The organism is Micromonospora sp. NPDC005215 (assembly GCF_040607915.1).
Lineage (GTDB): Bacteria > Actinomycetota > Actinomycetes > Mycobacteriales > Micromonosporaceae > Micromonospora.
Window position 1 is genome coordinate 48,839 of the sequence record NZ_JBEXHQ010000027.1, and the last position, 22,775, is coordinate 71,613.

The following is a 22,775-nucleotide window of genomic DNA, read 5'->3' on the forward strand; positions in this document are numbered from 1 at the left end:
GGTCGGGTGGAGCGGGGAGAAGTGGGTCAGCGCAGGGAGGCGCGGGCGGAGAAGGCGATGCTCGCGAGCAGGAAGCCGCCGTTGACGATGGTGAACGCGACAATCACCCAGAGGACCAGCGCGGGGGCCACGGCGAGCACCAGGGCGGCCACGAAGACCACCGCGCCGTAGTCGCGGACCAGCTTCACGAGACGCACCGGCAGCGAGGTCGAGGTGACCATGCTGGCCGCGTTCGGGCCGGCCTGCATCACCGAGGTGACCAGGTTGACCATCCAGGTCCCCGCGAACGTCGCCACCAGCCAGGTCGGGGTGGACGGCTGCTGCGCCACGGCGGTGGCGGCCAGCGCGGCGACCAGGGCGATCTGCGCCGCCACGTCGCAGAGCACGTCGATCCGGGCCCCGGCCGCGCTGCCCTGGCCGGTCACCCGGGCGAGCTGCCCGTCGGCGCAGTCCAGGGAGTACGCCACCTGCCAGCCGACCAGGGCGAGCAGGCCGACCACCCAGGCCGGTACGTCGCCGGAGGCCACCGGGCCGGCGAGCGCCACCACGGTGACCGAGGTGGCCAGTCCGAGCACCAGGTTGGTGATGGTCAGCGCCGTGGGACGCAGGCCGAGGCGCTGGGCGACAAGCGCGAAGGCGGCGCCCAGCCACTGGCTGATCGACTCGCTGAACAGGCCGCCGCCCCGGTTCACCCGGTGGAAGTCGGCGATGGTGGGACGGGGGTCAGCCAAGCTGGTCGCGGATTGCACCGGCGTAGTCTGCCAGCCGTTCCCGCGTCTCGGTAGGAGACAGCGCCAGGTGCTCGAGGATCGTGTACCGGTCCGGTCGGGTACGCGGGGCGAACTGCACCGCCTCCACGAACTGGTCGTCGCTGAGCGCCACCTCGGCGGGGAGCCGGGGCAGACCGTGCCGGGCCAGGCAGGCCGACATCTCCCCGAAGCGGCGCAGGTCCCCGCGCAGCCAGGTGCAGAACAGCGCACCCAGCCCGGCCAACTCGCCGTGTGAGGCGGTGCCGGGGAAGAGCGCGTCGACGGCGTGCATGATCTCGTGGCAGCCGCCACTGCACGGGCGGCTGGTGCCCTCGATGGCCATGGCCAGGCCGCTGGAGATCAACGCGTCGGCCAGCACTGTGACGAAGGCGTCGTCGGTCATGTCGCCCGGGTGGTTGAGCACCGCTTCGGCGCCTGCCCGGGACAGCGACGCGGCGAGCCCGTCGAACGGTTCGACGCGTACCCGGCGGGCCAGTTCCCAGTCGGCCAGCGCACTGATGTTGCTGATCACGTCGCCGATGCCGGCCCGGTTGTGCCGGTCCGGACCGCTCTCCACGAAGTCCAGGTCGACGATCACCGCGATCGGGATGTGCACCCCGTAGGAGCCCTTGAGCCCGTCGGTGATGAGGCTGGCCACCGGGGAGGCGATCCCGTCGTTGGCGAGGCTGGTCGCCACCGACACCATCGGGAGCCCTCGGCGGGTCGCCGCGTACTTGGCCACGTCGATGGTCTTGCCGCCACCGATCCCCACTACCGCGTCGTACGACCGGGCGCGCAGTTTGCCACCGAGGTCGTCGGCGGCGTCCAGCGTGCCCCCGGAGACGGTGAACACGTCGGCCGTCCGCAGTGACGGTCGGATCAGCTCCGCGATCTGGGTGCCCTGACCTGGGCCGACCACCACCGCGACGTCACCGCCGGCGGAGATCCGCCCGTCGGCCAGGATCGCGCCCAGGTCGGCCACCGCCCCACGTCGCACGTCGATGTGCAGCGGCGTGAGGACGCTCCGAGCTAGTAGCGGCACGCGATCTCCCGCGCACGGGCCAGATCGGCGTGGTTGTCGACCTCGACCCACGGAACGTCACCGATCGGTGCCGCCCGTACCTCCCCGCCGCGGTCGGAGAACTCCTGGTAGCCGTCCTCGTAGTAGAGGTTCGGGTCCCGTCGCCAGGTCGCCTCCAGCGCGTCGGCGAGGGCGTCGGCGACCTGCGGCTCGATCAGCGTCGCGCCGATGTACTCCCCGTACGCCTCGCCCGGGTCCATCACCTTGGTGATCCGGGTGAGCTGACCGGCGGCGTCGAAGGTGGTCTTCATCTCCTCCTCCGCCAGCGGCTTCAGCGTGTCGACGGCGAGCAGGATGCCCGGCCCGCGCTCGGCGAGGAGCGTCTTCTCCACGCTCACCGGGTGCACGGTGTCCCCGTTGACAAGCAGCACTCCGCGGGCGAAGTACTCCCGGGCCAGCCAGAGCGAGTAGGCGTTGTTCCACTCCTCGGCCCTGTCGTTGTGCACAAGGGTGAGCGTGACCCCGTACCGCTTCTCCAGGTCGGCCTGCCGCTCGCGGACCGCGTCCGCCGCGTAGCCGACCACGATCACGATGTCGGTGAGCCCGACCTCGGCGAGGTTGCCCAGCGCGATGTCCAGGATCGTGGTGTCGCCGTCCACCGGCACCAACGCCTTGGGCAGGGTGTCGGTGTACGGGCGCAGCCGGCGTCCTGCTCCGGCCGCGAGCACCATTCCGATCATCGCGACTTCCTCCCTCGTCCTGCTCCCCGTCACCGCTGGAGGATAGCGCCGGCTGGCCTCGCCGCTCCGGCCAACCGGGTCAGCCGGGCAGCACGGCCAGGTCGGCGAGCATGGCCAGCCGCTCGTCCGCGCTGAGCACGGAGTACGGGCCGGCGGCCCGTCGGTCGGTTTCCAGCTCGATGGCGAGCCGCTCGGGCCCGGCCGGCAGGGCGGCGATGCTGGACGCGGTGTGCCCGGCGGCAGCCCAGGCGTCGGCGTGCGCGTCGGCGCGGTGGTAGCGCAGCGTGCCGAGCCGGTTGAGCAGCAGCACGCCCGACGGGGTGCCGTCCGGCTCGTGGGGAGGCGCCATCGCGGCGAAGGCCGAGCCGCCCCGGTCGCCCTCCTCGTCGGCCAGCACCAGGGCGTACGACAGCAGCCGGCCGAGCACCGCGACCAGCCGGGACACCCGCTCGTCGTGCCCGGCCCACAGTTCCTCGGTGACCTCCGCGTGCACCTGGTACAGCTCGGCGAGGAAGGCCGCGCCCCGCTCGGTGGCGGAGAGCGCGCCGTCTGGGCGGCGGTGGAGCATCCCGTGCGCCACCTGCTTGTCGACCGTCCGCCGGCTGACGACCGGATCCCAGTACCGGGTGATCGCCGCGAATCCACCGCCGTCGACAGTGCCGCCCGGCGCGGCCAGGCGGGTGCGCAGGTCCACCAGGAAGCCGTTCGCGGTCGGCCCGCCGTACCGCTGGCTCAGCTCGGCGCCCCCACCGTCGCGGCCGGCCAGCATGCCGGCGCGGAAGACCCGGTCCACGGCCGGGGCGAGCAGCCCGGCGACGCGGTGCGGCGCCAGCTCGACGGTGTTCACAGACCGATCGACCGCAGGAGCGCGAAGCCCTCCTCCGCGATCCGCCGGATCAGCCCGTCGTTGACGTAGCGGTGCTCGTCCAGCACGGCCACCTCGTGCTCGGCCAGCCAGCGGAACTCGGTGTGCTTGCCGGCCTCCAGCGTCGGGCGGTCCAGGTCACCGTCGACCCGGACCAGGAAGTCGTACTCGATGCGGGCCAGACCGTCGTCGCCCACGTAGCTGTACTCGCCGACCGGACCGAGGACGTGTGAGAGGAGCCAGCCGGTCTCCTCGGTGATCTCCCGGCGGAGTGCCTCGTCGATCTCCTCGCCCGGTTCGAGGTGGCCGCCGACGATGTCCCAGCAGTCGGGGAAGAGGCGTCGGTGCGGTGAACGGCGCTGGAAGAAGATGCGGCCGTCGTGGTCGACGATCAGCGCGCCGGCGCAGCGCAGGGGCTCGGTGGACACGGTCCGACAGTAGCGAGCGGCCGCTGGTACGGCGATGTTCGGTCTTGTCCCGGAAACATCCACGGACGACCATGTCCGTACCGGATGCCACCGTCCCAAGGGAGTGATGTGTGATGCAGGTACGGGATGCGATGTCCAACCAGGTTCTCGTCGTCGGTCCGGAGCACACGCTCCGCCAGGCGGCCCGGATGATGTCGGCCCGTGGTGTCGGGTCGGCCGTCGTGATCGACCCGGATTCCGAGGGGGTCGGGATCATGACCGAACGCGACGTGTTGAAGGCGATCGGCGCCGGCCTGGACTGCGACGTGGAACGCACCGGGGCCCATTTGACCTGGGACGTGGTCTACGCGGGGCCGGAATGGACGGTGGCCGAGGCGGCCGCCGCCATGGCCCGTGGTGGATTCCGGCACCTGGTGGTGTTGGACGGCCGCGAGGTGGCCGGGGTGATCTCCGTTCGGGACATCATGCGGGTCTGGGCGGAGAGCCAGGTGGCCGCCACGACCTGAGCCGCGCAGGTGTGCCAGGCCGGATCGACGGGTAAGGATCCCCTGCGGGCGCGGAGGTGCCGTGGCCCGCGAGGGAGGGCCCGATGCGTGACGCGGAGCGCCTGGTCGAGCAGCAGTACGCCATGCTCCTGCGTCGGGACGTGGCCCGTCTACCGGACCTCTACGCCCCGGAGGCGTTCTACGCCATGCCGGGTGTGACGGTCCGCCCGATCGAGCTGCCCGCGCTGCTGCGCACCTGGACCGGTGCCTTCCCGGACCTGCGGGTGGACCCGCTGGGCGTGGTCCGTACGGGCGGTGGCGTGGCCGTCGAGCTGCGCCTGACCGGCAGCCACACCGGCACGCTGCACTCGCCGTACGGCACTGTCGCGCCCACGGGTCGGCTGGTGAGCTGGGAGGTGGCCGACGTGGTCCGGGCTCGTCAGGGCCGGATCACCGCCTGGCGCTCCTACTTCGACTGGAGCCAGCTCCTCGACGCGCTCGGCGTGCAGTTTGAGGGGCTTTCCCGGGCGGCGCACCACGACGCGCTCGCCCTTCCGGTCTGATCTGGCGCCGACCGGTGGAGTCGGGTCACCCGTCCCGGTGGCTCAGGATGCGGACATCGCCGTGCCGTCCGCGCGTCCCCCGCCGCCGCCCGTACGCTCAACATCCATGACCGCCGAGCAGTTGATCTCCTTTGCCCGTGGGGCTCCCTCGCTGGACATCGTCGATGTCGAGGGGCTCAAGGCCGCCGCCGTTCGCGCCTTCGACGCCGACCCCGCGGGGGTCACGGCGTATGGCACCTCCGTCGGCTACCTTCCGCTGCGAAAGTGGATCGCCGACAAGCACGGCGTCCAGGCCGACCAGGTGCTTGTCACAAACGGGTCGCTTCAGGCCGACGCGTTCCTCTTCGACCACCTGGTCCGCCCCGGCGACGCGGTGGTGGTGGAACGCCCGACGTACGACCGGACGCTGCTCAACCTCCAGCGGATGGGCAGTGAGCTGCACGGCATCTCGGTGCAGCCGGATGGGCTCGACACCGCCGAGCTGCGCAAGCTGCTGGAGTCCGGGGTCCGGCCCCGGCTCGCGCACGTCATCCCCAATTACCAGAACCCGGCCGGCATGACCCTCTCGCTGGAGAAGCGTCGGGAGTTGCTCGACCTGGCCGCCGAGTACGAGTTCACGATCTTCGAGGACGACCCGTACGCGGACATCCGGTTCCGTGGCGAGGCGTTGCCGTCGATGCTCTCGCTGGACACCCGCAACGTGGTGGTGCACGCGTCGAGCTTCACCAAGACGGTCTGCCCGGGTGTGCGGGTCGGTTACCTGGTCGGCCCGGCGGACCTGATCGCCGCCATCGCCAAGAACGCGACAAGCCTCTACATTTCGCCGGGCATGGTGTCCCAGGCGATCGTGCACGAGTTCTGTGTCTCCGGTGACATCGACCGCTCCATCGAGACGGTTCGGGCGGCGCTTGGCGAGCGGTCCGCGTTGCTCGCCGAGTCGTTGCGCCGGCACCTGCCGCAGGCGCGGTTCGTGGAACCCGACGGCGGCTACTTCCTCTGGATCGAGTTCCCGGAGGACGTGCTTGTCGATCGGCTCGCCCCGGCGGCGGCCGAGCGTGGGGTTGCCGTGGTCAAGGGCAGCGACTTCGTGCTGGAAGGTGGGCGGCACGCCCTCCGGTTGGCCTTCTCGGCGGTGACCGCCGACAAGATCGACGAGGGCGTTCGTCGGCTCGCCGAGGCCGTCGAGGCGGTCCGTAGCTGAACTGACTGTCGGGTTCCCGACAGTACGAGGACGCCGGCCGCCTCGGGGCTCCCGCCCGGGGCGGTTGGCGGCCCACAATGCTGCGAGCGTCACCCACCAGCTGTTGCGGAGGTCACCAGCGGCCTTCGGCCGACCGCGACCCGGGTGCCGCGGCAGCACAACCTCCCGCCCCCACAGGTGCCGGGTGGGCCGTGTCGTCCCCGCACACCCCCCGATGCGGCCCGCCCGGCGCCGCCCCACGCGATCGCCGTCACAGGTGTCCTGGACCGCGGTCGGCGTAGCCTGCAAGCCGCAGCCGAGCGTGGGAGGTGACGCGATGACGGATCGGACAGAGCGGGACCGGACGGCACCCCCGACCAGCGGTCGGGTGCTGCGGCCCCGGGCGTGGCCCTCCCCGGTCCGGGCGATGACCCGGATCCTCAACGCCGACGGGTCGCCACCCGTGCCGACGCCCGCTGGCACCGGCCGCAGCGCCGTTGTCGACTGCGCCCTCTACGTCGACGGCAAGCGGCAACCCGGCGACTGGACGTACGCCGACGCGCTGACCGCGGCCCGCCGCGAGGAACACGGCTTCGTGTGGATCGGTCTGCACCAGCCCGAGTTGGCCGAGATGAGCGCCATCGCGGAGACCTACGGTCTGCACGAGCTGGCCGTCGAGGACGCGGTGAAGGCCGAGCAGCGCCCGAAGCTGGAGCGGTTCGGTGACGTCGTCTTCCTGGTGCTGCGTACCGCGCGGTACTGCGAGCACGCCGAGCTGACCGAGAACTCCGAGGTCGTGGAGACCGGGCAGGTGATGCTCTTCATCGGCCCGAACTTCGTGATCAGCGTCCGACACGGGGATGCCTGCCGGCTCGCACCGATCCGCGCCGACCTGGAGACCAAGCAGGATCTGCTGCTGCAAGGCCCGTGGGCGGTGGCGTACGGGGTGACCGACCGGGTGGTCGACCTCTACCTGGAGGTCGCCGACCAGATCGAGGACGACCTGGATGTGCTGGAGGCCGAGGTCTTCGACCGGCACGGCCACGGGCGGATCCAGCGGATCTACCAGATGAAGCGGGAGCTGGTGGAGTTCAAGCGGGCGGTGGTGCCGCTGCAACGGCCGCTGATGACGCTGACCTCCCAGGTCAACCGGGACGTGCCCAAGGAGATCCGCAAGTACTTCCGGGACGTGCAGGACCACCTGAGCCGCACGGTGGAGCAGGTCAACTCCTACGACGACCTGCTGAACTCGATCCTCCAGGCGCGGTTGGCCCAGGTCACCGTTGACCAGAACAACGACATGCGCAAGATCGCCGCCTGGGCCGGCATCGCCGCGGTGTGGACCGCCATCGCCGGCATCTACGGGATGAACTTCGACAACATGCCCGAGCTGAAGATGACGTACGGCTATCCCGTCGTCCTCGCCCTCATGCTCGGCGTCTCGCTGGCCCTCTACCGCTGGTTCCGCCGCAACGGCTGGCTCTGACGCGAGGGCGGAAGCCGAGTGGGTCTTGGCATGCCGCTTAGGCGGAGCGGGCGGCGAGCATGCGAACAGCGCCGGCGCGCGGGGTGGCCCCGCGTCGCCGGCGCTCGACGCGCTGTCGTCGGGTCAGCGACGGCCGTTGGTGCGGGCCGTATCCTTGCCCAGCGCCTTGGTGAGGTCGTCGGTCGGCCGACCGGAGACATCCGTGGCGCCCTCGGCGACCGACGGAACCTTGTCCGTCGGACGGATGCCGGTCTGCTTGGCCGGGCCGGTGGTGCTCGCGCTGGAGCCGCCGGCCACCGCCGAGCTGCCGGCACCGGTCATTCCCGCCGCGCCGGTCATGGCCGCCCCGTCGGTCCCCTTCGGGGCGGACGGCGTGCGCACCTCGATCGAGTCGACCTCGTCGCGCATCGGTTCGAGGTTGCGGGTCGGGTCGTACTCGGCCCACTCCTGCTGCTCCCGGCGGCGGCGCATCGCGACGGCGCCGGCCAGGCCGGCGACGACACCCGCGGCCAGCAGGCCGGTCATCATCGAGCCGCGACGGCGCGGCTGCTTCTTCTTACCGGTGATCCGCATGGTCTTCGACTTGGCCTTCCTGGTCAGCGGCCCTGCCTGCGCGGCGCCGTCACGGGCCGCCGCGGCCAGCGGTGCCAGCGTGGTGAGTGTCGTCCCCCAGCCGGTCGACGCCTGGCCGCGAACCCTCGCCGCAGCCGGCCCGACGTAGCCCCGGGCCACCTGGACCCGCGGACCGACTGTCGCGCCAGCACCCTTCGCGGCGTGGTTGGCTGCCTGCATCAGGTGGCTGATGCTCTGGTTCAGCTCGGCCTTGGCCAGCTGCCCCTGGGACTTACGCCGCCCGAATCCAAACACGGTCCTACCTCCTGGGAGTTGTTCCTTCGTCATCCTCCACCTTCGGATGCCTCCGCGATGCCAGATCGGGCACATGGGAGGATCCGCATGGAACTGACCAACGAGTGAGGAGTACCCGTGGCCGAGGCTGTCTACGCCACCCTGCACACCAACGCTGGCCCGATCCGGCTGGAGCTCTTCCCCAACCACGCGCCGAAGACCGTCCGCAACTTCGTCGACCTGGCCGAGGGCAACCGTGAGTACACCGACCCGCGCACCGGTCAGCCGGGCAGTGGGCCGTACTACGACGGCACCATCTCGCACCGGGTGATCAGCGGATTCATGGTCCAGATGGGCGACCCGACCGGCACCGGTCGGGGCGGACCGGGCTACAAGTTCGCCGACGAGTTCCACCCGGAGCTGCGCTTCGACCGGCCGTACCTGCTGGCGATGGCGAACGCCGGACCGGGCACCAACGGTTCGCAGTTCTTCATCACGGTGTCGCCGACGCCGCACCTGAACAACCGGCACACCATTTTCGGGCAGGTCGCCGACGAGCAGTCGGTGAAGATCGTCGACTCGATCGCCAGCACCCCGACCGGCCCGAGCGACCGTCCGCTCCAGGACGTCGTCATCGAGCGGGTCGAGATCGAGCGGTCTGCTGCCTGACCGACCGACGAGGTACCTTTGCTCGCATGATTGAGCGCTCCGGAGCACCGCACCGGCCGGCGCCGGTGGATCGCGCGGCGGTGGACGGAGGATCAACCCGGTGAACGAGTCTCCGCCGACCACCCCGGTCTGTTATCGGCACCCCGGTCGGGAGACCTACGTCCGGTGCTCACGCTGCGACCGGCCGATCTGTCCGGACTGCATGCGGGACGCGTCCGTCGGGCACCAGTGCCCGGAGTGCGTCAACGAGGGACGTCGCAGTGTCCGGCCGGCGCGTACCGCCTTCGGTGGCGGTACGGCCGGCCGGCACGGCTATGTCACAAAGGCGCTGATCGCGCTGAACGTGCTGCTCATGCTGCTCTCCATCGCCTCCGATCGGGGCGGGGACGCGGCGCTGGGTGGTTCCGGTTTCGGTGGTCTGATGGGCGGCGATACGCCGCTGACCGACTGGGGTTCGGTGCTCGGCCGGGCGTTCCTCCCCGACGGCACGCTGGGCGGGATCGCCGAGGGTCAGTGGTACCGGCTGGTCACAGCGATGTTCCTGCACTACGGCGTGATTCACCTACTGCTCAACATGTGGGCGCTGTGGGTGCTCGGCCGGTCGTTGGAGGCCAGCCTCGGGCGGGTGCGTTTCGCCGCCCTCTACCTGATCGCGGGCCTCGGCGGCAACGTGGCGGCCTACCTGTTCAGTGACCCGAGAGCGACCACTGTCGGCGCGTCGACGGCGATCTTCGGGCTCTTCGCCGCGCTGCTCATCGTCGAGCGCAAAATGGGCCGGGACATCTCCCAGATCATCCCGGTCCTGGTGATCAATCTCGTGTTCACGCTGACCGTGAAGGGCATCTCGATCCCCGGGCACCTCGGTGGCCTGCTGGTCGGGGCGCTGATGGCGCTGGTGCTCGCGTACGCACCACGCGGTCGGCGCACGTTGGTGCAGGTCGCCGGCGGGGCGATCATCCTGCTGGTCCTGCTGGGCCTGGTCCTCGTCCGCACCGCCTACCTGCTCGGCTGACTCATCCGGTCGGGTCCCGGCGGGCGGCACGCAGCTCTGCGGCCACCTCCTCCGGGGTAGCTCCCAGGTCGTACCGGCCGAAGAGGTGCAGCGAGTCGCCGGCGTCGATCTCCAGGGTGTCGCTTGTCAGCCCCATCCGTGCGCGACGGTCCACGGCGATCGCCTGGACCGTCGACCACTGCAGCAACCGGTGGCCCGCGAACCCGTGGATCACGGTGAGTCCCGCCGGGTCCACCGCCAACCGGACCGGCGCGACCAGATCGCGTACCGCCCAGCCGGCCAGGGTGGCGGCGGCCAGGACGGCCACCACCAGCCGGACCGGGTCGCCGTCGGCGAAGAGCAGCCCGAGCGCGACAAGCAGGGCCGCGCCGACCAGCTTCACCGCGGGCACTGTCGCCGGCACCCGCCACTGTCGCATCGGGGGATTCTCGTCCACCCGCCCAGCATGCCAGCGGCGGTCGAGTGCCGCCGGTGCGGCTGCCCGGTCCCCTGGGCGACGTAGGATCGGGGCCAGCCCACGTTACCGGGGAGTAAACATGAGTGACGCGGTCATCGTCGGCGCGGTACGCACCCCGGTCGGGCGGCGCAGGGGCAGCCTCGCCAGCGTCCACCCGGTCGACCTCTCGGCGCACGTGCTGCGCGCCCTCGCCGAGCGCACCGGCATCGACCCGGTCCAGGTCGACGACGTCTTCTGGGGCTGCGTGTCCCAGGTCGGCGAGCAGTCGTGGAACGTCGCCCGCATCGCCGTACTCGCCGCCGGCTGGCCCGAGACGGTGCCCGGGACGAGCCTGGACCGGCAGTGCGGTTCCAGCCAGCAGGCACTGCACTTCGCCGCCGCGACGGTGCTCTCCGGCCAGGCCGACCTGGTGGTCGCCGGTGGCGTGGAGTCGATGACCCAGGTGCCGTTGGGCACCGCCAGCGCGGCCGGCGGTACGCCGTTCACCGACCAGGTGCGCGCCCGCTACCGGGGCGTCGACGGCTTCGCCGATGACGCGCACCTGCCGTTCAACCAGGGCGTCGGCGCCGAGCTGATCGCCCAGCGGTGGCGGCTCTCGCGTCCGCAGCTCGACGAGTATTCGCTGGCCAGCCACGAGAAGGCGGCCGCCGCGCAGGATGCCGGCGCGTTCGACCCGGAGCTGACGCCGGTGCCGCTCGCCGATGGTGGCAAGTTCCTCGCCGACGAGGGCATCCGCCGCGACACGTCCCTTGACAAGCTCGGCGCGCTGACCACCCCGTTCCGCGCCGACGGTGTGGTGACCGCCGGGTCCGCGTCCCAGATCTCCGACGGCGCAGCGGCTCTCGCGGTGACCACCTCGGAGTGGGCCAGCCGGCACGGCCTGCGGCCACTTGCCCGGATCCACACCGCAGTGGTCGCCGCCTCCGATCCGGTCACCATGCTCACCGCGCCCATCCCGGCCACCGCGAAGGCGCTGCGCCGCGCGGGGCTGGGCATCGAGGAGATCGGGGTGTACGAGGTGAACGAGGCGTTCGCGTCGGTGCCGCTGGCGTGGCTGGCCGAGACCGAGGCGGACCCGGAGCGGCTCAACCCGCGCGGTGGGGCGATCGCCATCGGTCACCCGCTCGGCGGTTCCGGTGCCCGGATCATGACCACCATGCTCCAGCACATGCGGGACAACGGGATTCGGTACGGCCTGCAGACCATGTGCGAGGGCGGCGGCATGGCCAACGCGACAATCGTCGAGCTGGTCTGACGGTGCGGGCGGAAAACGCCTCGCCCGGCCCGGGAGGGCCGCCTATGGTGCCCAACGTGACGACGATCGCGGGTGGGCGCGTCCCCGACTGGTCCAGCAAGCAGTGGCAGGTGCGGGCCCGGTCCTGGGTCGACGCGCAGCTGAGCCGGGTCGGCCGTCGGGTGACCGGGTCGGTGGAGCCGCGGGTGCGTCCCTGGTCGTTGGTCTGGCGGGTGCCGACCGACGACGGCCCGGTCTGGTTCAAGGCCAACAACCCGGGCACCGTGCACGAGGCGGTGCTGATCGCGACACTCGCCCAGCTGACGCCGGAACGGGTGCTGACCCCGATCGCGGTGGACCCGGCGCAGGGCTGGTCGCTGCTGCCCGACGGTGGCGAGTCGTTGCGCGACGTGTTGGCGCGCGACAGCGATCCGGCCCACTGGGAGCGGGCGCTGCCCGGGTACGCGGCGCTCCAACGGGCCACCGCGCCGCACGCCGACGAGCTGGTCACCCTGGGCGTGCCGGACCACCGTCCCGAGGTGCTGGCCGGGCTGCTCGCCGAGCTGCTCGATGATCGCGAGTCGCTGCTGATCGGTGCGGAGGGCGGGCTCAGCCCGGACCTGCACGAGCGGCTGCGGGCGGAGCTGCCGTCGTACGCCGAGCGGTGCCGGCGGCTCGCCGACATCGGCATCCCGGCCACTGTGCAACACGACGACCTGCACGACGGCAACGTCTTCGCTGCCCCGGACAGCTACCGCTACTTCGACTGGGGCGACGCCTCGGTGGCACACCCGTTCGGCACGTTGCTGGTGACCCTGCGTTCCATCAGGTACGCCACGGAGCTGGCGGCCGACGACGCCCAGTTGGCCCGGTTGCGCGACGCGTACCTGGAGGCGTGGACCGACCGGTACGACCGGCGGACCCTCGTCGAGGCTGCCGACCTCGCGATCGACCTGGGTGCGGTGAGCCGGTCGCTCTCCTGGCGTCGGGCCCTGGACACCGCCGAGGAGTCACGGGCCGAGTACGCCGCTGCGGTTCCCGGCTGGCTGGCGGAGCTGTTCGCCGCCAGTCCGCTCCCGACCGACTCCTGACCATGATCCGTCCACGTCGGAAATCGGACAGGCAGTGCGACCCGCCGCGTGGAACTTCCAAAAAAGCGTCGTGACCCACGTCACCCCGCCGGGGAGGTCGTTGGGCAGGTCATGGACGTCTTCTCCCGAACGTTCCTCCCGGCCGCCGCTGAGGCTGGCCTGGCCGTGCAGACCGTGAGCCGGCACATGCCGGTCTTCCGGCGCTGTGTCGGCTCCGGTGACGCCACCATCCTGGTCACCCGTTGCAGCCGCCCCGACCGCCCGGTCACCGGCGACTACCTGCTCCTGCTCACCCATCGTCGGCTCGTGGTGACCCAGCAGACCCGTCTGCTGCACCGACTGCGTCTGCACCTCAACACCGAGTTACGCGAGCTGAGCAACGTCACCTGGAGCCCGGACCCCCGACTGCACTCGGTCGAGATGGCGGCCACCGCGATCGACGGGATCCGTGAGCGGTTCCTGATCCGCACCAGCCACCCGAAGCAGGTCTGGCAGCTCGACGCGCTGCTCAACCAGGCGTTCCGGACCCGCCTGCGGCCGCCCGGCGCGCGGGTCGTCGCCAGCATCGGCGACGCGCCGGCCGTCGCGCGGCCCGGAGTGTTCGCCCCGTCCTGGTGAGCTGACACCCGACCGGGTTCGCGGCACCTTTACCGAACTCGAACACACACCGATCGCCCCGAACGTCCGCCGTCGGGAATCATGGGCCGGTGACCGTCGAACCGCCGCACCGCGGGCTCGTCCTCGTGGTCGAGGACGAGCCGGCCATCGCCGACCTGGTCCGGCTCTATCTGGCCCGGGACGGGTTCGGCGTCCACCTGGAACGGGACGGCCAGGCCGGGCTGAACGCGGCTCGCCGGCTACGCCCGGTGGCCTGCGTCCTGGACATCGCGCTGCCGGGTCTTCCCGGCACCGAGATCTGTCGCCGGCTACGCGAGGCCGGCGACTGGACCCCGGTCATCTTCCTCACCGCCCGGGACGACGAGGTGGATCGGATCGTCGGCCTGGAGTTGGGCGCCGACGACTACGTCACCAAGCCGTTCAGCCCCCGGGAGTTGGTCGCCCGGGTACGCGCGGTGCTGCGCCGGGCCGCCGGTGGCCCGGAGGGCGCGGACCGGCCGCGCGTCGTCGGCCCGGTGACGCTCGACCCGGGCCGCCGCACTGTCACCGTCGCGGGCGCACCGGTGCAGCTCACCTCCACCGAGTTCGACCTGCTGGCCCACCTGATGGCCCGGCCCGGCCGGGTCTTCACCCGGGAGGAGCTGCTGGCCGGGGTCTGGGGTTACGCGGCGCACGCCGGCACCCGCACTGTCGACGTGCACGTCGCCCAGGTGCGGGCGAAACTCGGCCCGGCGAGCGTCATCCGGACCCACCGTGGCGTCGGGTACGCGGTCGATGCCTGACCGCCCCGGGCCCGTCGAGTCGCCGACCATGACCCTGCCGGTGATCGGTGCCGGCCCGCCCGCCGCACCTCGACGAGGCCGGTTCGGCCGTACCCTGACCGCCCGCGCGGTGCTTGTCACCTGCGCGGTCGCGCTGGTGTCGGTGCTGGTCACCGCGATCGTGGCGGTGCCGTTGGCGATCCGCGGAGCGGAGCGACGCGATCAGGACGCCCTCGCCGCGCAGGCGCGGCTCGCCGCCGAGGTGCTGCGGACCCGCCTGGACCGGGGCCGCACCGCCGACGAGGAGCGGCTCATCCAGCAGCTGCGCAACCAGGGCATTGACGCGTATCTGATCCGGCGTGGGGCGGTCGACCGGCCGGGGTTGCCATCTCGGGTGGTGCAGCGGATCGAGCAGGGCCGCAACGTGTCGGTGCGGCGCGTCGTCAACGGCGAGCGTGCCCTGGTCGAGGGTCGGGCGCTACCCGACGGCAATGGGGTGGTGCTCTCCCGTAGCGCGTCGAACGGGTTGTGGGCCCAGGTGCTGCTCGGTCTCTGGGTGCCGCTGCTGGCCGGGTTGGCCGCCGGTGTGGTGGCCGGCCTGCTGCTGGCCCGCCGGCTGGCCCGACCGATCCGCGTCGCGGCCACCGCCGCCGCCCGGCTACGCGCCGGCGACCGCGCCGTCCGGATACCTGTCGAGTCACCGGACGAGGTCGCCGACCTGGCCGAGGCGTTGAACGGCCTGGCCAGCGCGCTGGCCACCAGCGAGGGGCGGCAGCGGGAGTTCCTGCTGTCCGTCTCGCACGAGTTGCGCACCCCGTTGACCGCGATCCGGGGGTACGCCGAGGCACTCGCTGACGGGGTGCTCGGCGCGGACGACACCGTCGACACCGGTCGGACGATGCTGACCGAGGCCCAACACCTGGACCGGCTGATCGGGGACCTGCTGGCGCTGGCCCGGTTGGAGGCCGCCGACTTCCCGCTCGAACCGATGCCGGTGGACCTGACCGAGTTGGTGGTGGACGCGGAGCCGACCTGGGCCGGTCGGTGCGCGGCGGTGGGCGTGCCGTTCCGGTTGGAGACGCCCGGTCGGCCGGTGCCCGCGTACACCGATCCGGGGCGGATCCGGCAGGTGCTGGACGGGTTGCTGGAAAACGCGCTGCGGGTCGTACCCCCGGGGTCGCCGGTGGTGCTCGCGGTCCGGGCGGCCGGCGCGGACCCGGCCGCCGGCGGTGAGCTGGAGGTCCGCGACGGCGGGCCCGGCTTCACCGACGACGACCTGGCGGTGGCGTTCGAACGCGGTGCGCTGCACGAGCGGTACCGGGGAGTGCGCAAGGTGGGCAGTGGGCTCGGGTTGGCGCTGGCCGCCGGCCTGGTCCGTCGGCTGGGCGGGGAGATCACCGCGGGGCACGCGCCGGAGGGCGGCGCCGCCTTCACGGTCCGGCTGCCCGGCGATCCTTACCTGGCTCGAACATCGGCCTGACGCTCCGCTCGTCTCCGGCGGGAATGCTGAGGACTCCACGGACGAGAGGAACGTCATGCCACGTTGGGGATTCGCCACCGGCACCACGGCACTGCTCGCGGCGGTCACGCTGGGCGTCACCGGCTGCGGTGCGGCCGAGGTGGCCAGCCAACCCGCCCGGGAGGCCGCCGTCGAGGTCGCCGCCGCGATGGGGGTGGAGGGTCAGGCGCTGGCCGCGATGGGCTTCGACGCCGACGACCTGGACGTGCAGACCGTGGCCGCGCCGGCCTCCCCGACGCCGGGCGCCTCCCCCACGGCCGGCGACAAGGCCCGGGAGAAGCGCGGCGAGGAGTGGCGCAAGCGCCGCCAGGCCCGCGTGCTGTTGCGCAAGAACACCCTGCACGGTGAGGCGGTGGTCAAGACGAAGGACGCCGGTACGCAGACCGTGGCCGTGCAGCGCGGCGAGGTGACAGCTGTCGACGGTGACTCGATGACCGTCAAGTCCACCGACGGCTTCACAATGACCTGGACCTTCGGCGACGACCTGCGGGTCGTCGAGCGGCGCGCCACGGTGCAGCCGAGTGAGGTCAAGGTCGGCGCGACGCTCGGTGTCGCCGGCGCGAAGGACGGCGACAAGGGTGTTGCCCGGCTGATCCTCATCCCCCGGGCCAAGTGAGCGAGGGGCCCCCGATCGACTCGGGGGCCCCTCCTTCCGTCAGTAGACGCGGGAGCCGATGAAGTCGTCGTGACCGTAGCCGACCGGGTTGGCGGCGGTACGGGCCTCGAACGACCACTGCTGTCGGGTGCTGCTTCCGCAGTTGGCCAACCGCAGGCGCGGGCTGCCCAGCAACGGGTTGTCGAACGCCACGCAGAGGTTGCTCGCCGCCGCCGGCTTGAGCTGGTTGCCGGCGAAGACGAACTGCTGCGCGGCGGTGCCGTTGCAGTCGTAGATGTTGACCGCCGTACCCGAGGTCATCGAGCTGTTGGCGACGTCCAGGCAGCGGTCGTGGGACAGCTCCGAGTGCAGCGACCGCCGGGTCGAGTCGTACCAGAAGCCCTGGTTACGCCCGCCGTGACAGGCGTACGGCTGCTGCATTGTGCCGTTGCGGGAGTCGTACCCCTTGCCGTCGACGCAGGTGCCGGTGGCGAGGTTGCGCAGTTGCCTGAAGTCGAGCAGCCCCGGGTAGAGCACACCGCTGCCGGTGCTGGCCGGGTCGACGCAGCTGGCCCGTTCCTGCCCGGAGTTCCAGAACTGGGTGATGCACTGGGCGAACATGCCGTGCCCGCGGGCGTTGGGGTGGAACGACTGCCGGGCGGCGTTCTCGTTCCAGATCCCGATTTCGATGAAGAGGCCGCGGACCGAGGTGTTGTCGGTGCACACCTCGTGGCCGTGGAAGAGTCGGCTGGCGTCCAGGTAGCGGGTGCCGGTGTTCGCGGCGGCCGACCGTAGCGCCGACTCGAACATCGGCACCGCCTTGTTCCGGGCGAACGCAGCGTCGGCCAGGTAGAGCAGGCAGCCGCCGGAGTACCACCCGGGGAAGTTCGGGTTGTCCTCCACGTCCGGGCTACCCGGGCTCGGGTACGACATGAGCACCAGTTCGTAGTCCGAGCGCAGGTAGCCGGCGTCGGTCATGGTCTGCCGGATGTCGGTGAGCGCGTCGGTCACGGCCTGCCGGCTGCCGTCGGTACGGATCGTCCACTGGTCGGTGTAGGTGGGGTAGCAGGCCCCCTGGAAGAGGACCCGACGGATGGCGCAGTCGGTGGCGACCGGGCCGAACTGGATGGTGCCGTCGCCGTTCGCGCCGACCACCACCCAGATCAGCTTCACGTGCGTGTTGCGCGCCTTGATGCCCAGGTAGTCGCCCTGGTTCAGCTCGTTGTGCTGGGTCGGTCCGCCGGCGACGAGGTTCCACGGGGTGGCGCCGGAACAGGCCAGGTTGTACTGCGCGTCCGACGGGATGCCGGTCCGGAAGACCGCCTGGTCGTACGAGCGGTCGCACCAGTTGCCGTCCTGGTGGGTGCCGGGGACGTAGTTGCCGACGCCCTCGCCGGAGATCTCGCTGTCGCCCATGGTGATCAGCGCGGTGCGACGTTGCTCGATCGGGCGGATCGCGGGACTGCCGTAGAGGGCGGTGGCCTCGGCGGCCCGGACGGCTTCGAGGTTGGCGGGGAGCGGCTGGACAGCCGGCCGGTCGGCGGCGGTGGCGGGGGTGGCAGGTCCGGCGAGCATCGGTAGGACGAGAGCGGCGACGGCGACGACGACGGTGCTGGCCCGTCGTCGGGTCGCGCGTTCGGGCCTGGCGGGGATTGCAGGCATCGACGCACTCCTTTCGGCTCAGTCGCGGGACGTCGACTGAGTTACCAGACGGTAACGTGCGGATCAACGGATGTGAATGCGTCTCGGATCCTTGCGCGCGGGCTGCAGAACCGCCCGGATCGGACGATCCGGACGCAGGGTCAGCGCGCGGGTGGCAGTGCGTAACCGACGTAGGTGCGGAACTCCAACCGCCAGCCGGCCGGAACCAGCTTGGCGCAGGCCGGCCGACTGCCGGTGCAGACGATCGCGTCCACCGAGCTGGGGTCGGCCGGCGGTCGTTCGGGCAGTACCGACTGCAACGACACCAGCTCCGGCGAGCCGCCGTCCGGCTGGCGCAGCACCAGCCACCACGGGTACTCCCAGTTGTCGTTCTGCTCCACCAGCCCGATCCGCCGGGCGTCGCTGCCGCGGACCGCCGTCGCCGCCCAGCGGAACTCGTCGGCCCACTGGGGACGGCGCAGGAACCGGGTGTCCCAGTCCGAGGTGGTGAAGACCGAGCCGGAGCCGACGAGCCGGCGTGGGAAGCCGTACGACAGCGCGAGCACCCCGGCCAGTGCCGAGGTGGCCAACACGACGACCACCGCCAGAGTGGCCACCGACCGCCGACGGCCGGCCGTGCCGGTGGTGCGGCTGGTGTGGCGGCGCAGGAGCGCGTCCAGCCACAGCCCGGCGAGCGGCACGGCGAGCACCACTGCGTAGAGCAGCAGCCGGTTGCCCCACGGCTGCCATTTGATCATCGAGGTGTGCAGCAGAACGGTGGCCAGCACCACCACCGCGTACGCGCGCAGCGGCCCGACCTGCCCGCTGTCGATCCGGCGCGGCCGGGCCAGCGCGACCACCGCACCGATCAACGCCAGCGCCCCGGTGACCGGGAAGGCCACCCGGTCCTCGTCCGGATACCAGGCGGGTTCCGGGAAGATCTCCCGGCCGAAGGTGATCGCCGGGTCCTGGGGGTCGACGCCGATCGCGTCCGCGCCGCCGATGATCGCCTCCCCGCCGAGGTGACGCAGCGGCGCCAGCGGTGTGTCGAACGCGGTGTGTCCGATCCGCATTGCGTTGATCAGGATCGACGGCGGATCGTGCCGCTCCATCGGGATCGACTCGCGCAACCGGGGCGGGCCCAGCGGGTGCCCGAACTCGGCAGTCACCCGAGCCAGGAACGGGCCGACCACCACGGCCGCCACCAGCACGACAAGCACCGAACCACCGATGACGCGCGCCACCTGGGCAACCGGTCGGGACGTGGGCGCCTCGGCCGGGACGGCGTGAACTGTCGACCCCCCGGCGGCCGGTGCCCGGGTAGCCAGGGCCAGCCGGAGCTGCGCCAACCCCCAGAGCACCAGCAACGGACCCACCGCGATCAGGCCACTGGTCTTCGTCAGCGCGGTCAGCCCGGTGGCCGCGCCCAACCCGAGCAGGGTGCCCCAGCCGGTCCGCCGACGCAGCCCGTCCAGCACCAGTGTCGCCGCGCAGGCCACCCATGCCGCACAGACCAGGTCGGTCTGCGTGCTGGTGGCCTGGAGCACCACCATCGGCGTGGTGGCCAGCACGAAAGCGGTGATCAACTGAGCCCGCCGGCCGCCGCCGAGCTGCGCCGTGATCCGTGCGGCCACCAGCAGGCAGAGCACCCCGGCGGCCCACTGCACCAGGTTGTACAGGTGGTCCCCGCCGGTCAGCAGGCGTAGGTGCAGCAGCAGATACTCGGCTCCGGGCGGAATGGTCACCTGTCGGTGGATGGCGGTCGGCCAGAAGTCCAGGTCGCCCTGGGCCACCCAGTGCTCCACCTTCGGCAGGTGGTACGTCTGCGAGTCGAAGTTGTTCGGCTCGGCCAGCAGCGCGACAAGCAACTCCACAAGGACCAGCCCGCCGACAGTGCCGGCGAGCAGACGTTCACCCCGACCCGCCGTACGCCAGGCGTCGACCGCCCTGGCGAACGGGCCACCGCGTACCCGACCGTCCTGGCCCGGCCGGTGCTCGGCTTCGACCCGGCCGCCGTCGGCGATCGGCGCGGGCAGCTCCGGGCCGGCGCTGGCGGGCAGTGCCGCGCCGACCGGTACCGGACGGGGCGCCGCGGCGGGCTGTTGTGCGGGATTGGTGTCCCGGCGCCAGCGCCGCCACGCGGCCGTCGCGCAGGCGAGCAGGAAGAGCAGCCAGGCGGCGAGGAATGCCGGCCGGGTCAGCGCGTGCGACGCGCCGAGCACCTCGACGACGAGCACCGCGTACGCCCCGCTGAGCAGGGCGGCGCGTACCACGGCGAGCCGTAGCGGCGCCACCCCGGCGGCCCTGCGCGGCCTCGTCACGACGGTGAGCAGGAGCACCGCGGCGGCAGGTACCACCGCGAGCAGGGAGCCGGCAGCCGACATGGCGGGAAGTAAACACCATCGGTCTGGGACCGCCACGCCGACGGCCCGTCGATGGCGGCATACGTCGGGCTGACCAGCCAGGCTAGGCTATGCCCGACGTGTCGTCGCCACCGTGGAGATTCCCGTGAAGCTCTCGATCCTCATGCCGGTCTTCAACGAGGAAGAACGCATCGCGGATGCCCTCAAGCAGGCATTGGCGGTGGACTATCCGTGCGAGATCGAGCTGATCGTCGTCGACGACGGGAGCCGGGACGGCACCGGCGAGGTCCTCGGTCGCGCCGACGACGCACGCCTGCGGGTCGTCACCCACCAGCGCAACGCCGGTAAGGGTGCCGCCATCAAGACCGCGGTCGACAGCGCGGAGGGCGACTACATGGTCATCCTCGACGCCGACCTGGAGTACGACCCGCAGGACATCCCCAAGCTGCTCGACCCGGTGCTCGACGGGCGAGCCACTGTCGTCTACGGCAATCGCACCTTCGGCAGCCACAGCGCCTACAGCTTCTGGTACGTGATGGGCAACAAGGGCGTCACGATGGCGGCCAACGTGCTGTTCAACTCGTACATCGGTGACCTGGAGACCTGCTTCAAGCTGATGCCGGTGGCGCTCTACCGGTCGCTGGAGGTCCGCTCGCGCGGCTTCGGCATGGAGGCCGAGGTGACCGGCAAGCTGCTGCGCCGCCGGATTCGGCCGTACGAGGTGCCGATCAGCTACCGGGCACGTGGCCGGGAAGAGGGCAAGAAGATCACCTGGAAGGACGGCGTCGAGGCGATCTGGATCCTCGGCCGCGAGCGCGCACGCCGCCGTCCCGCCCCCTCATCCGCGCGCTGACCCCAGGAACGCGCTGATCGACCGCCGCAGACCGGCGGCGTCCAGGCCGTGCCACCGGGTGTGGTCGGCGGGACTGCCGTACCGTCGCAGGTCGGTCTGGCCCACCCCGAGCGCGAGCAGCCGATGCGGCACGTCCGCCATCGCCCGGCTGACGACCGCGCTCGACGTGCCGGCCAGGTACGGCTCGACAAGCACCACCTCGGTCCCGGCGAGCGCCCGTAGCCCCGGCGTGTCGAACGGCCGGGGAGTGTGGGTGTACGCGACAGTCACGTCCATCGCCTCGGTCGCGGCCAACGTGGCATCGAGCGTCGGCCCGACGGCCACCACCAGCGGCGCGCCCGTCCCACCCTGCCGCAGCACCCGGAGCCGGTCCGCGTCCGGATGCGCCTCGGCGTTGCGCTGCTCACTGAGCCGCAGGTAGACCGGGTCGTCGCTGGTCGCGGCGTGCCGGAGCAGCGGCGCGACCTCGTCCGGGTGGCCGGGCACCCGCACCGTCCAGCCGTCGCCGAGAGAGTCGAAGAGCGCCACGTCTCCGGGCGACTGGTGGGTCCGTCCCTCCGCCGACCCGTCGTACGACGCGCCGATGCTGACCAGGACCGCGCCCACGCCCTGGTGGTCCAGACCCAACTTGATCTGCTCGTACGCCCGGTCCACGAGGAACGTCGCGTACGAGTGCACGATCGGGCGGAGCCCGGTCAGGGCGAGCCCGCCGGCCACACCGATCATCAGTTGTTCCCGGATACCGACGTTGAGCACCCGGTCCGGGTGCCGTCGACCGGCCGGAGCGAACTGGCTGGCCGAGATGTCGGCAACGACGAGCGCGGTTCGCGGGTCCTCGTCGAGAAGCGCGGCGGTGCTGTCGATGAAGGCGGCACGCATGACGGTCATCCCTTGCTCTCGATGCGGGCGACCACCAGGTGGGGCCGCCGTGGGCGGTGCCCGGTCAGCGCCCGGTACAGGGCGGTGTGGTGTCGGCCGTCGACGGTGTCGGCGGTCCAGCCGTTGACGGTGAAGCGGCTGGCGATGCCACCCGACCAGCCGTGGGTGGCCGACGAGTTGTCGACAACGATCGCGGTGAGGCTCTCCAGGCCGGTTGCCCCCGCGTACGCGATCGCCTCGTGGTTGGATCCCTCGTCCAGTTCGGCGTCGCCGAGCAGCACGTACACCCGGGGTGTGAGCAGCCCCTGGGCCCGCAGGCCGAGGGCGGTGCCGACGGCGAGCCCGAGCCCGTGGCCGAGCGAGCCGGAGCCGATCTCGACCCCGGGCACCAGCAGCCGGTCCGGGTGGTGGCCGAGCCGGCTGTGTGGCCCGGCCAGGTCGTCGAGCCAGGCGTCCGGGATGAAGCCGTGCGCGGCGAGCACCGCGTAGTAGGCGGCCGGCCCGTGCCCCTTGGAGAGCAGGAACCGGTCCCGCTCCGGGTCGTCGACGGTGTCCGGGGTGACCCGCAGCACCCGGTCGTAGAGCACCTGGAGCACGTCGATGGTGGAGTGCGCGCTGGGGGCGTGCTTCTCGTCGCCGGTCAGTCGTCGGATCAGCCCGGGGAGCCGGGCCCCGGTGTCGGTGGTCAGTGTGGTGGTCATGCCACTACTGTCTGACTTG

At 71.7% G+C, this 22,775-nt stretch carries 24 protein-coding genes; 13 read left to right on the forward strand and 11 right to left on the reverse strand.

Going from position 1 to position 22,775, the window contains the following annotated elements:
* Nucleotides 1–26: 26 nt before the first annotated feature.
* The 5 genes from ABZU25_RS20635 to ABZU25_RS20655 form a co-directional block, all read right to left on the reverse strand.
* Nucleotides 27–749 (reverse strand): CDP-alcohol phosphatidyltransferase family protein, encoded by a 723-nt coding sequence (locus tag ABZU25_RS20635; protein WP_355030963.1) that lies wholly within the window; start codon nucleotides 747–749, stop codon nucleotides 27–29.
* Nucleotides 724–1,791 (reverse strand): iron-containing alcohol dehydrogenase family protein, encoded by a 1,068-nt coding sequence (locus tag ABZU25_RS20640; protein WP_355030964.1) that lies wholly within the window; start codon nucleotides 1,789–1,791, stop codon nucleotides 724–726. Before ABZU25_RS20640 ends, ABZU25_RS20635 begins: the two co-directional genes overlap by 26 nt.
* On the reverse strand, nucleotides 1,779–2,510 hold the full coding sequence (locus ABZU25_RS20645) for a phosphocholine cytidylyltransferase family protein (RefSeq protein ID WP_355030965.1): 732 nt from the start codon (nucleotides 2,508–2,510) through the stop codon (nucleotides 1,779–1,781). Before ABZU25_RS20645 ends, ABZU25_RS20640 begins: the two co-directional genes overlap by 13 nt.
* Nucleotides 2,511–2,589: 79 nt before the next feature.
* Nucleotides 2,590–3,357: a hypothetical protein gene (locus ABZU25_RS20650; protein WP_355030966.1), complete on the reverse strand. Its 768-nt coding sequence runs from the start codon at nucleotides 3,355–3,357 to the stop codon at nucleotides 2,590–2,592.
* A complete protein-coding gene (locus ABZU25_RS20655; RefSeq protein WP_355030967.1) occupies nucleotides 3,354–3,803 on the reverse strand; it encodes an NUDIX domain-containing protein in 450 nt (149 codons plus the stop codon). Before ABZU25_RS20655 ends, ABZU25_RS20650 begins: the two co-directional genes overlap by 4 nt.
* A gap of 113 nt (nucleotides 3,804–3,916) precedes the next feature.
* Between ABZU25_RS20655 and ABZU25_RS20660 the strand changes: the two genes are divergently transcribed.
* The 4 genes from ABZU25_RS20660 to corA all read left to right on the forward strand — a co-directional run bounded on the left by ABZU25_RS20660 (nucleotide 3,917) and on the right by corA (nucleotide 7,517).
* Nucleotides 3,917–4,309, forward strand: coding sequence for a CBS domain-containing protein (locus ABZU25_RS20660; RefSeq protein ID WP_355030968.1), 393 nt, complete (start codon nucleotides 3,917–3,919; stop codon nucleotides 4,307–4,309).
* 83 nt (nucleotides 4,310–4,392) lie between these two features.
* Entirely contained in the window at nucleotides 4,393–4,851 is a 459-nt protein-coding gene (locus tag ABZU25_RS20665) for an ester cyclase (RefSeq protein WP_355030969.1), read from the forward strand.
* Between the two features lie 106 nt (nucleotides 4,852–4,957).
* Nucleotides 4,958–6,052, forward strand: coding sequence for a PLP-dependent aminotransferase family protein (locus ABZU25_RS20670; protein ID WP_355030970.1), 1,095 nt, complete (start codon nucleotides 4,958–4,960; stop codon nucleotides 6,050–6,052).
* Nucleotides 6,053–6,368: 316 nt separating this feature from the next.
* Nucleotides 6,369–7,517 carry a magnesium/cobalt transporter CorA gene (gene corA / locus ABZU25_RS20675; protein ID WP_355030971.1) on the forward strand — a complete coding sequence of 383 codons (1,149 nt, stop codon included), beginning with the start codon at nucleotides 6,369–6,371 and terminating at the stop codon, nucleotides 7,515–7,517.
* A gap of 123 nt (nucleotides 7,518–7,640) precedes the next feature.
* Here the strand turns inward: corA and ABZU25_RS20680 are convergent, their stop codons facing one another.
* Entirely contained in the window at nucleotides 7,641–8,417 is a 777-nt protein-coding gene (locus ABZU25_RS20680) for a hypothetical protein (RefSeq protein ID WP_355030972.1), read from the reverse strand.
* 84 nt (nucleotides 8,418–8,501) lie between these two features.
* Between ABZU25_RS20680 and ABZU25_RS20685 the strand changes: the two genes are divergently transcribed.
* Both ABZU25_RS20685 and ABZU25_RS20690 read left to right on the forward strand, forming a co-directional pair.
* Nucleotides 8,502–9,032, forward strand: coding sequence for a peptidylprolyl isomerase (locus tag ABZU25_RS20685; protein WP_204942580.1), 531 nt, complete (start codon nucleotides 8,502–8,504; stop codon nucleotides 9,030–9,032).
* Nucleotides 9,033–9,132: 100 nt separating this feature from the next.
* A complete protein-coding gene (locus ABZU25_RS20690; protein WP_355030973.1) occupies nucleotides 9,133–10,044 on the forward strand; it encodes a rhomboid family intramembrane serine protease in 912 nt (303 codons plus the stop codon).
* A gap of 1 nt (nucleotide 10,045) precedes the next feature.
* On the opposite strand, the gene ABZU25_RS20695 is transcribed toward ABZU25_RS20690, so the two are convergent.
* The gene (locus ABZU25_RS20695) at nucleotides 10,046–10,462 is read right to left on the reverse strand and encodes a PH domain-containing protein (protein ID WP_355031028.1); all 417 of its coding nucleotides are present in this window, start codon (nucleotides 10,460–10,462) and stop codon (nucleotides 10,046–10,048) included.
* Between the two features lie 118 nt (nucleotides 10,463–10,580).
* On the opposite strand from ABZU25_RS20695, the gene ABZU25_RS20700 reads away from it, so the two are divergent.
* From ABZU25_RS20700 to ABZU25_RS20725, 6 genes are all read left to right on the forward strand, one after another.
* Complete coding sequence (locus tag ABZU25_RS20700) at nucleotides 10,581–11,756, forward strand: acetyl-CoA C-acyltransferase (protein WP_355030974.1); 1,176 nt, start codon at nucleotides 10,581–10,583, stop codon at nucleotides 11,754–11,756.
* Nucleotides 11,757–11,812: 56 nt separating this feature from the next.
* A complete protein-coding gene (locus ABZU25_RS20705) occupies nucleotides 11,813–12,826 on the forward strand; it encodes an aminoglycoside phosphotransferase family protein (protein WP_355030975.1) in 1,014 nt (337 codons plus the stop codon).
* Between the two features lie 111 nt (nucleotides 12,827–12,937).
* Nucleotides 12,938–13,444, forward strand: coding sequence for a hypothetical protein (locus tag ABZU25_RS20710; protein ID WP_355030976.1), 507 nt, complete (start codon nucleotides 12,938–12,940; stop codon nucleotides 13,442–13,444).
* Between the two features lie 89 nt (nucleotides 13,445–13,533).
* Nucleotides 13,534–14,226, forward strand: coding sequence for a response regulator transcription factor (locus ABZU25_RS20715; RefSeq protein ID WP_355030977.1), 693 nt, complete (start codon nucleotides 13,534–13,536; stop codon nucleotides 14,224–14,226).
* Nucleotides 14,219–15,685: a HAMP domain-containing sensor histidine kinase gene (locus ABZU25_RS20720; RefSeq protein WP_355030978.1), complete on the forward strand. Its 1,467-nt coding sequence runs from the start codon at nucleotides 14,219–14,221 to the stop codon at nucleotides 15,683–15,685. The genes ABZU25_RS20715 and ABZU25_RS20720 overlap by 8 nt, the downstream gene beginning before the upstream one ends.
* Nucleotides 15,686–15,740: 55 nt before the next feature.
* Complete coding sequence (locus tag ABZU25_RS20725) at nucleotides 15,741–16,340, forward strand: hypothetical protein (protein WP_355030979.1); 600 nt, start codon at nucleotides 15,741–15,743, stop codon at nucleotides 16,338–16,340.
* A gap of 39 nt (nucleotides 16,341–16,379) precedes the next feature.
* Here ABZU25_RS20725 and ABZU25_RS20730 read toward each other — a convergent pair whose 3' ends face one another.
* Both ABZU25_RS20730 and ABZU25_RS20735 read right to left on the reverse strand, forming a co-directional pair.
* Nucleotides 16,380–17,981, reverse strand: coding sequence for a ricin-type beta-trefoil lectin domain protein (locus ABZU25_RS20730; protein WP_355030980.1), 1,602 nt, complete (start codon nucleotides 17,979–17,981; stop codon nucleotides 16,380–16,382).
* 140 nt (nucleotides 17,982–18,121) lie between these two features.
* On the reverse strand, nucleotides 18,122–20,344 hold the full coding sequence (locus ABZU25_RS20735) for a glycosyltransferase family 39 protein (protein ID WP_355030981.1): 2,223 nt from the start codon (nucleotides 20,342–20,344) through the stop codon (nucleotides 18,122–18,124).
* Nucleotides 20,345–20,468: 124 nt separating this feature from the next.
* Between ABZU25_RS20735 and ABZU25_RS20740 the strand changes: the two genes are divergently transcribed.
* On the forward strand, nucleotides 20,469–21,176 hold the full coding sequence (locus ABZU25_RS20740) for a glycosyltransferase family 2 protein (protein ID WP_355030982.1): 708 nt from the start codon (nucleotides 20,469–20,471) through the stop codon (nucleotides 21,174–21,176).
* Here ABZU25_RS20740 and ABZU25_RS20745 read toward each other — a convergent pair.
* A complete protein-coding gene (locus ABZU25_RS20745; protein ID WP_355031029.1) occupies nucleotides 21,162–22,055 on the reverse strand; it encodes a transketolase in 894 nt (297 codons plus the stop codon). The genes ABZU25_RS20740 and ABZU25_RS20745 overlap by 15 nt on opposite strands.
* A gap of 5 nt (nucleotides 22,056–22,060) precedes the next feature.
* A complete protein-coding gene (locus ABZU25_RS20750) occupies nucleotides 22,061–22,756 on the reverse strand; it encodes a transketolase (RefSeq protein WP_355030983.1) in 696 nt (231 codons plus the stop codon).
* Between the last annotated feature and the right edge of the window lie 19 nt (nucleotides 22,757–22,775).

Excerpts from the sequence above, each read along its gene's own strand:
- ABZU25_RS20645 (WP_355030965.1), bottom strand. The coding sequence starts at position 2,510 with ATGATCGGAATGGTGCTCGCGGCCGGAGCAGGACGCCGGCTGCGCCCG.
- ABZU25_RS20660 (WP_355030968.1), top strand. The coding sequence starts at position 3,917 with ATGCAGGTACGGGATGCGATGTCCAACCAGGTTCTCGTCGTCGGTCCG.
- ABZU25_RS20665 (WP_355030969.1), top strand. The coding sequence starts at position 4,393 with ATGCGTGACGCGGAGCGCCTGGTCGAGCAGCAGTACGCCATGCTCCTG.
- ABZU25_RS20670 (WP_355030970.1), top strand. The coding sequence starts at position 4,958 with ATGACCGCCGAGCAGTTGATCTCCTTTGCCCGTGGGGCTCCCTCGCTG.
- corA (WP_355030971.1), top strand. The coding sequence starts at position 6,369 with ATGACGGATCGGACAGAGCGGGACCGGACGGCACCCCCGACCAGCGGT.
- ABZU25_RS20680 (WP_355030972.1), bottom strand. The coding sequence starts at position 8,417 with ATGACGAAGGAACAACTCCCAGGAGGTAGGACCGTGTTTGGATTCGGG.
- ABZU25_RS20695 (WP_355031028.1), bottom strand. The coding sequence starts at position 10,462 with ATGCGACAGTGGCGGGTGCCGGCGACAGTGCCCGCGGTGAAGCTGGTC.
- ABZU25_RS20700 (WP_355030974.1), top strand. The coding sequence starts at position 10,581 with ATGAGTGACGCGGTCATCGTCGGCGCGGTACGCACCCCGGTCGGGCGG.
- ABZU25_RS20710 (WP_355030976.1), top strand. The coding sequence starts at position 12,938 with ATGGACGTCTTCTCCCGAACGTTCCTCCCGGCCGCCGCTGAGGCTGGC.
- ABZU25_RS20720 (WP_355030978.1), top strand. The coding sequence starts at position 14,219 with ATGCCTGACCGCCCCGGGCCCGTCGAGTCGCCGACCATGACCCTGCCG.
- ABZU25_RS20725 (WP_355030979.1), top strand. The coding sequence starts at position 15,741 with ATGCCACGTTGGGGATTCGCCACCGGCACCACGGCACTGCTCGCGGCG.
- ABZU25_RS20730 (WP_355030980.1), bottom strand. The coding sequence starts at position 17,981 with ATGCCTGCAATCCCCGCCAGGCCCGAACGCGCGACCCGACGACGGGCC.
- ABZU25_RS20735 (WP_355030981.1), bottom strand. The coding sequence starts at position 20,344 with ATGTCGGCTGCCGGCTCCCTGCTCGCGGTGGTACCTGCCGCCGCGGTG.
- ABZU25_RS20745 (WP_355031029.1), bottom strand. The coding sequence starts at position 22,055 with ATGCGTGCCGCCTTCATCGACAGCACCGCCGCGCTTCTCGACGAGGAC.
- ABZU25_RS20750 (WP_355030983.1), bottom strand. The coding sequence starts at position 22,756 with ATGACCACCACACTGACCACCGACACCGGGGCCCGGCTCCCCGGGCTG.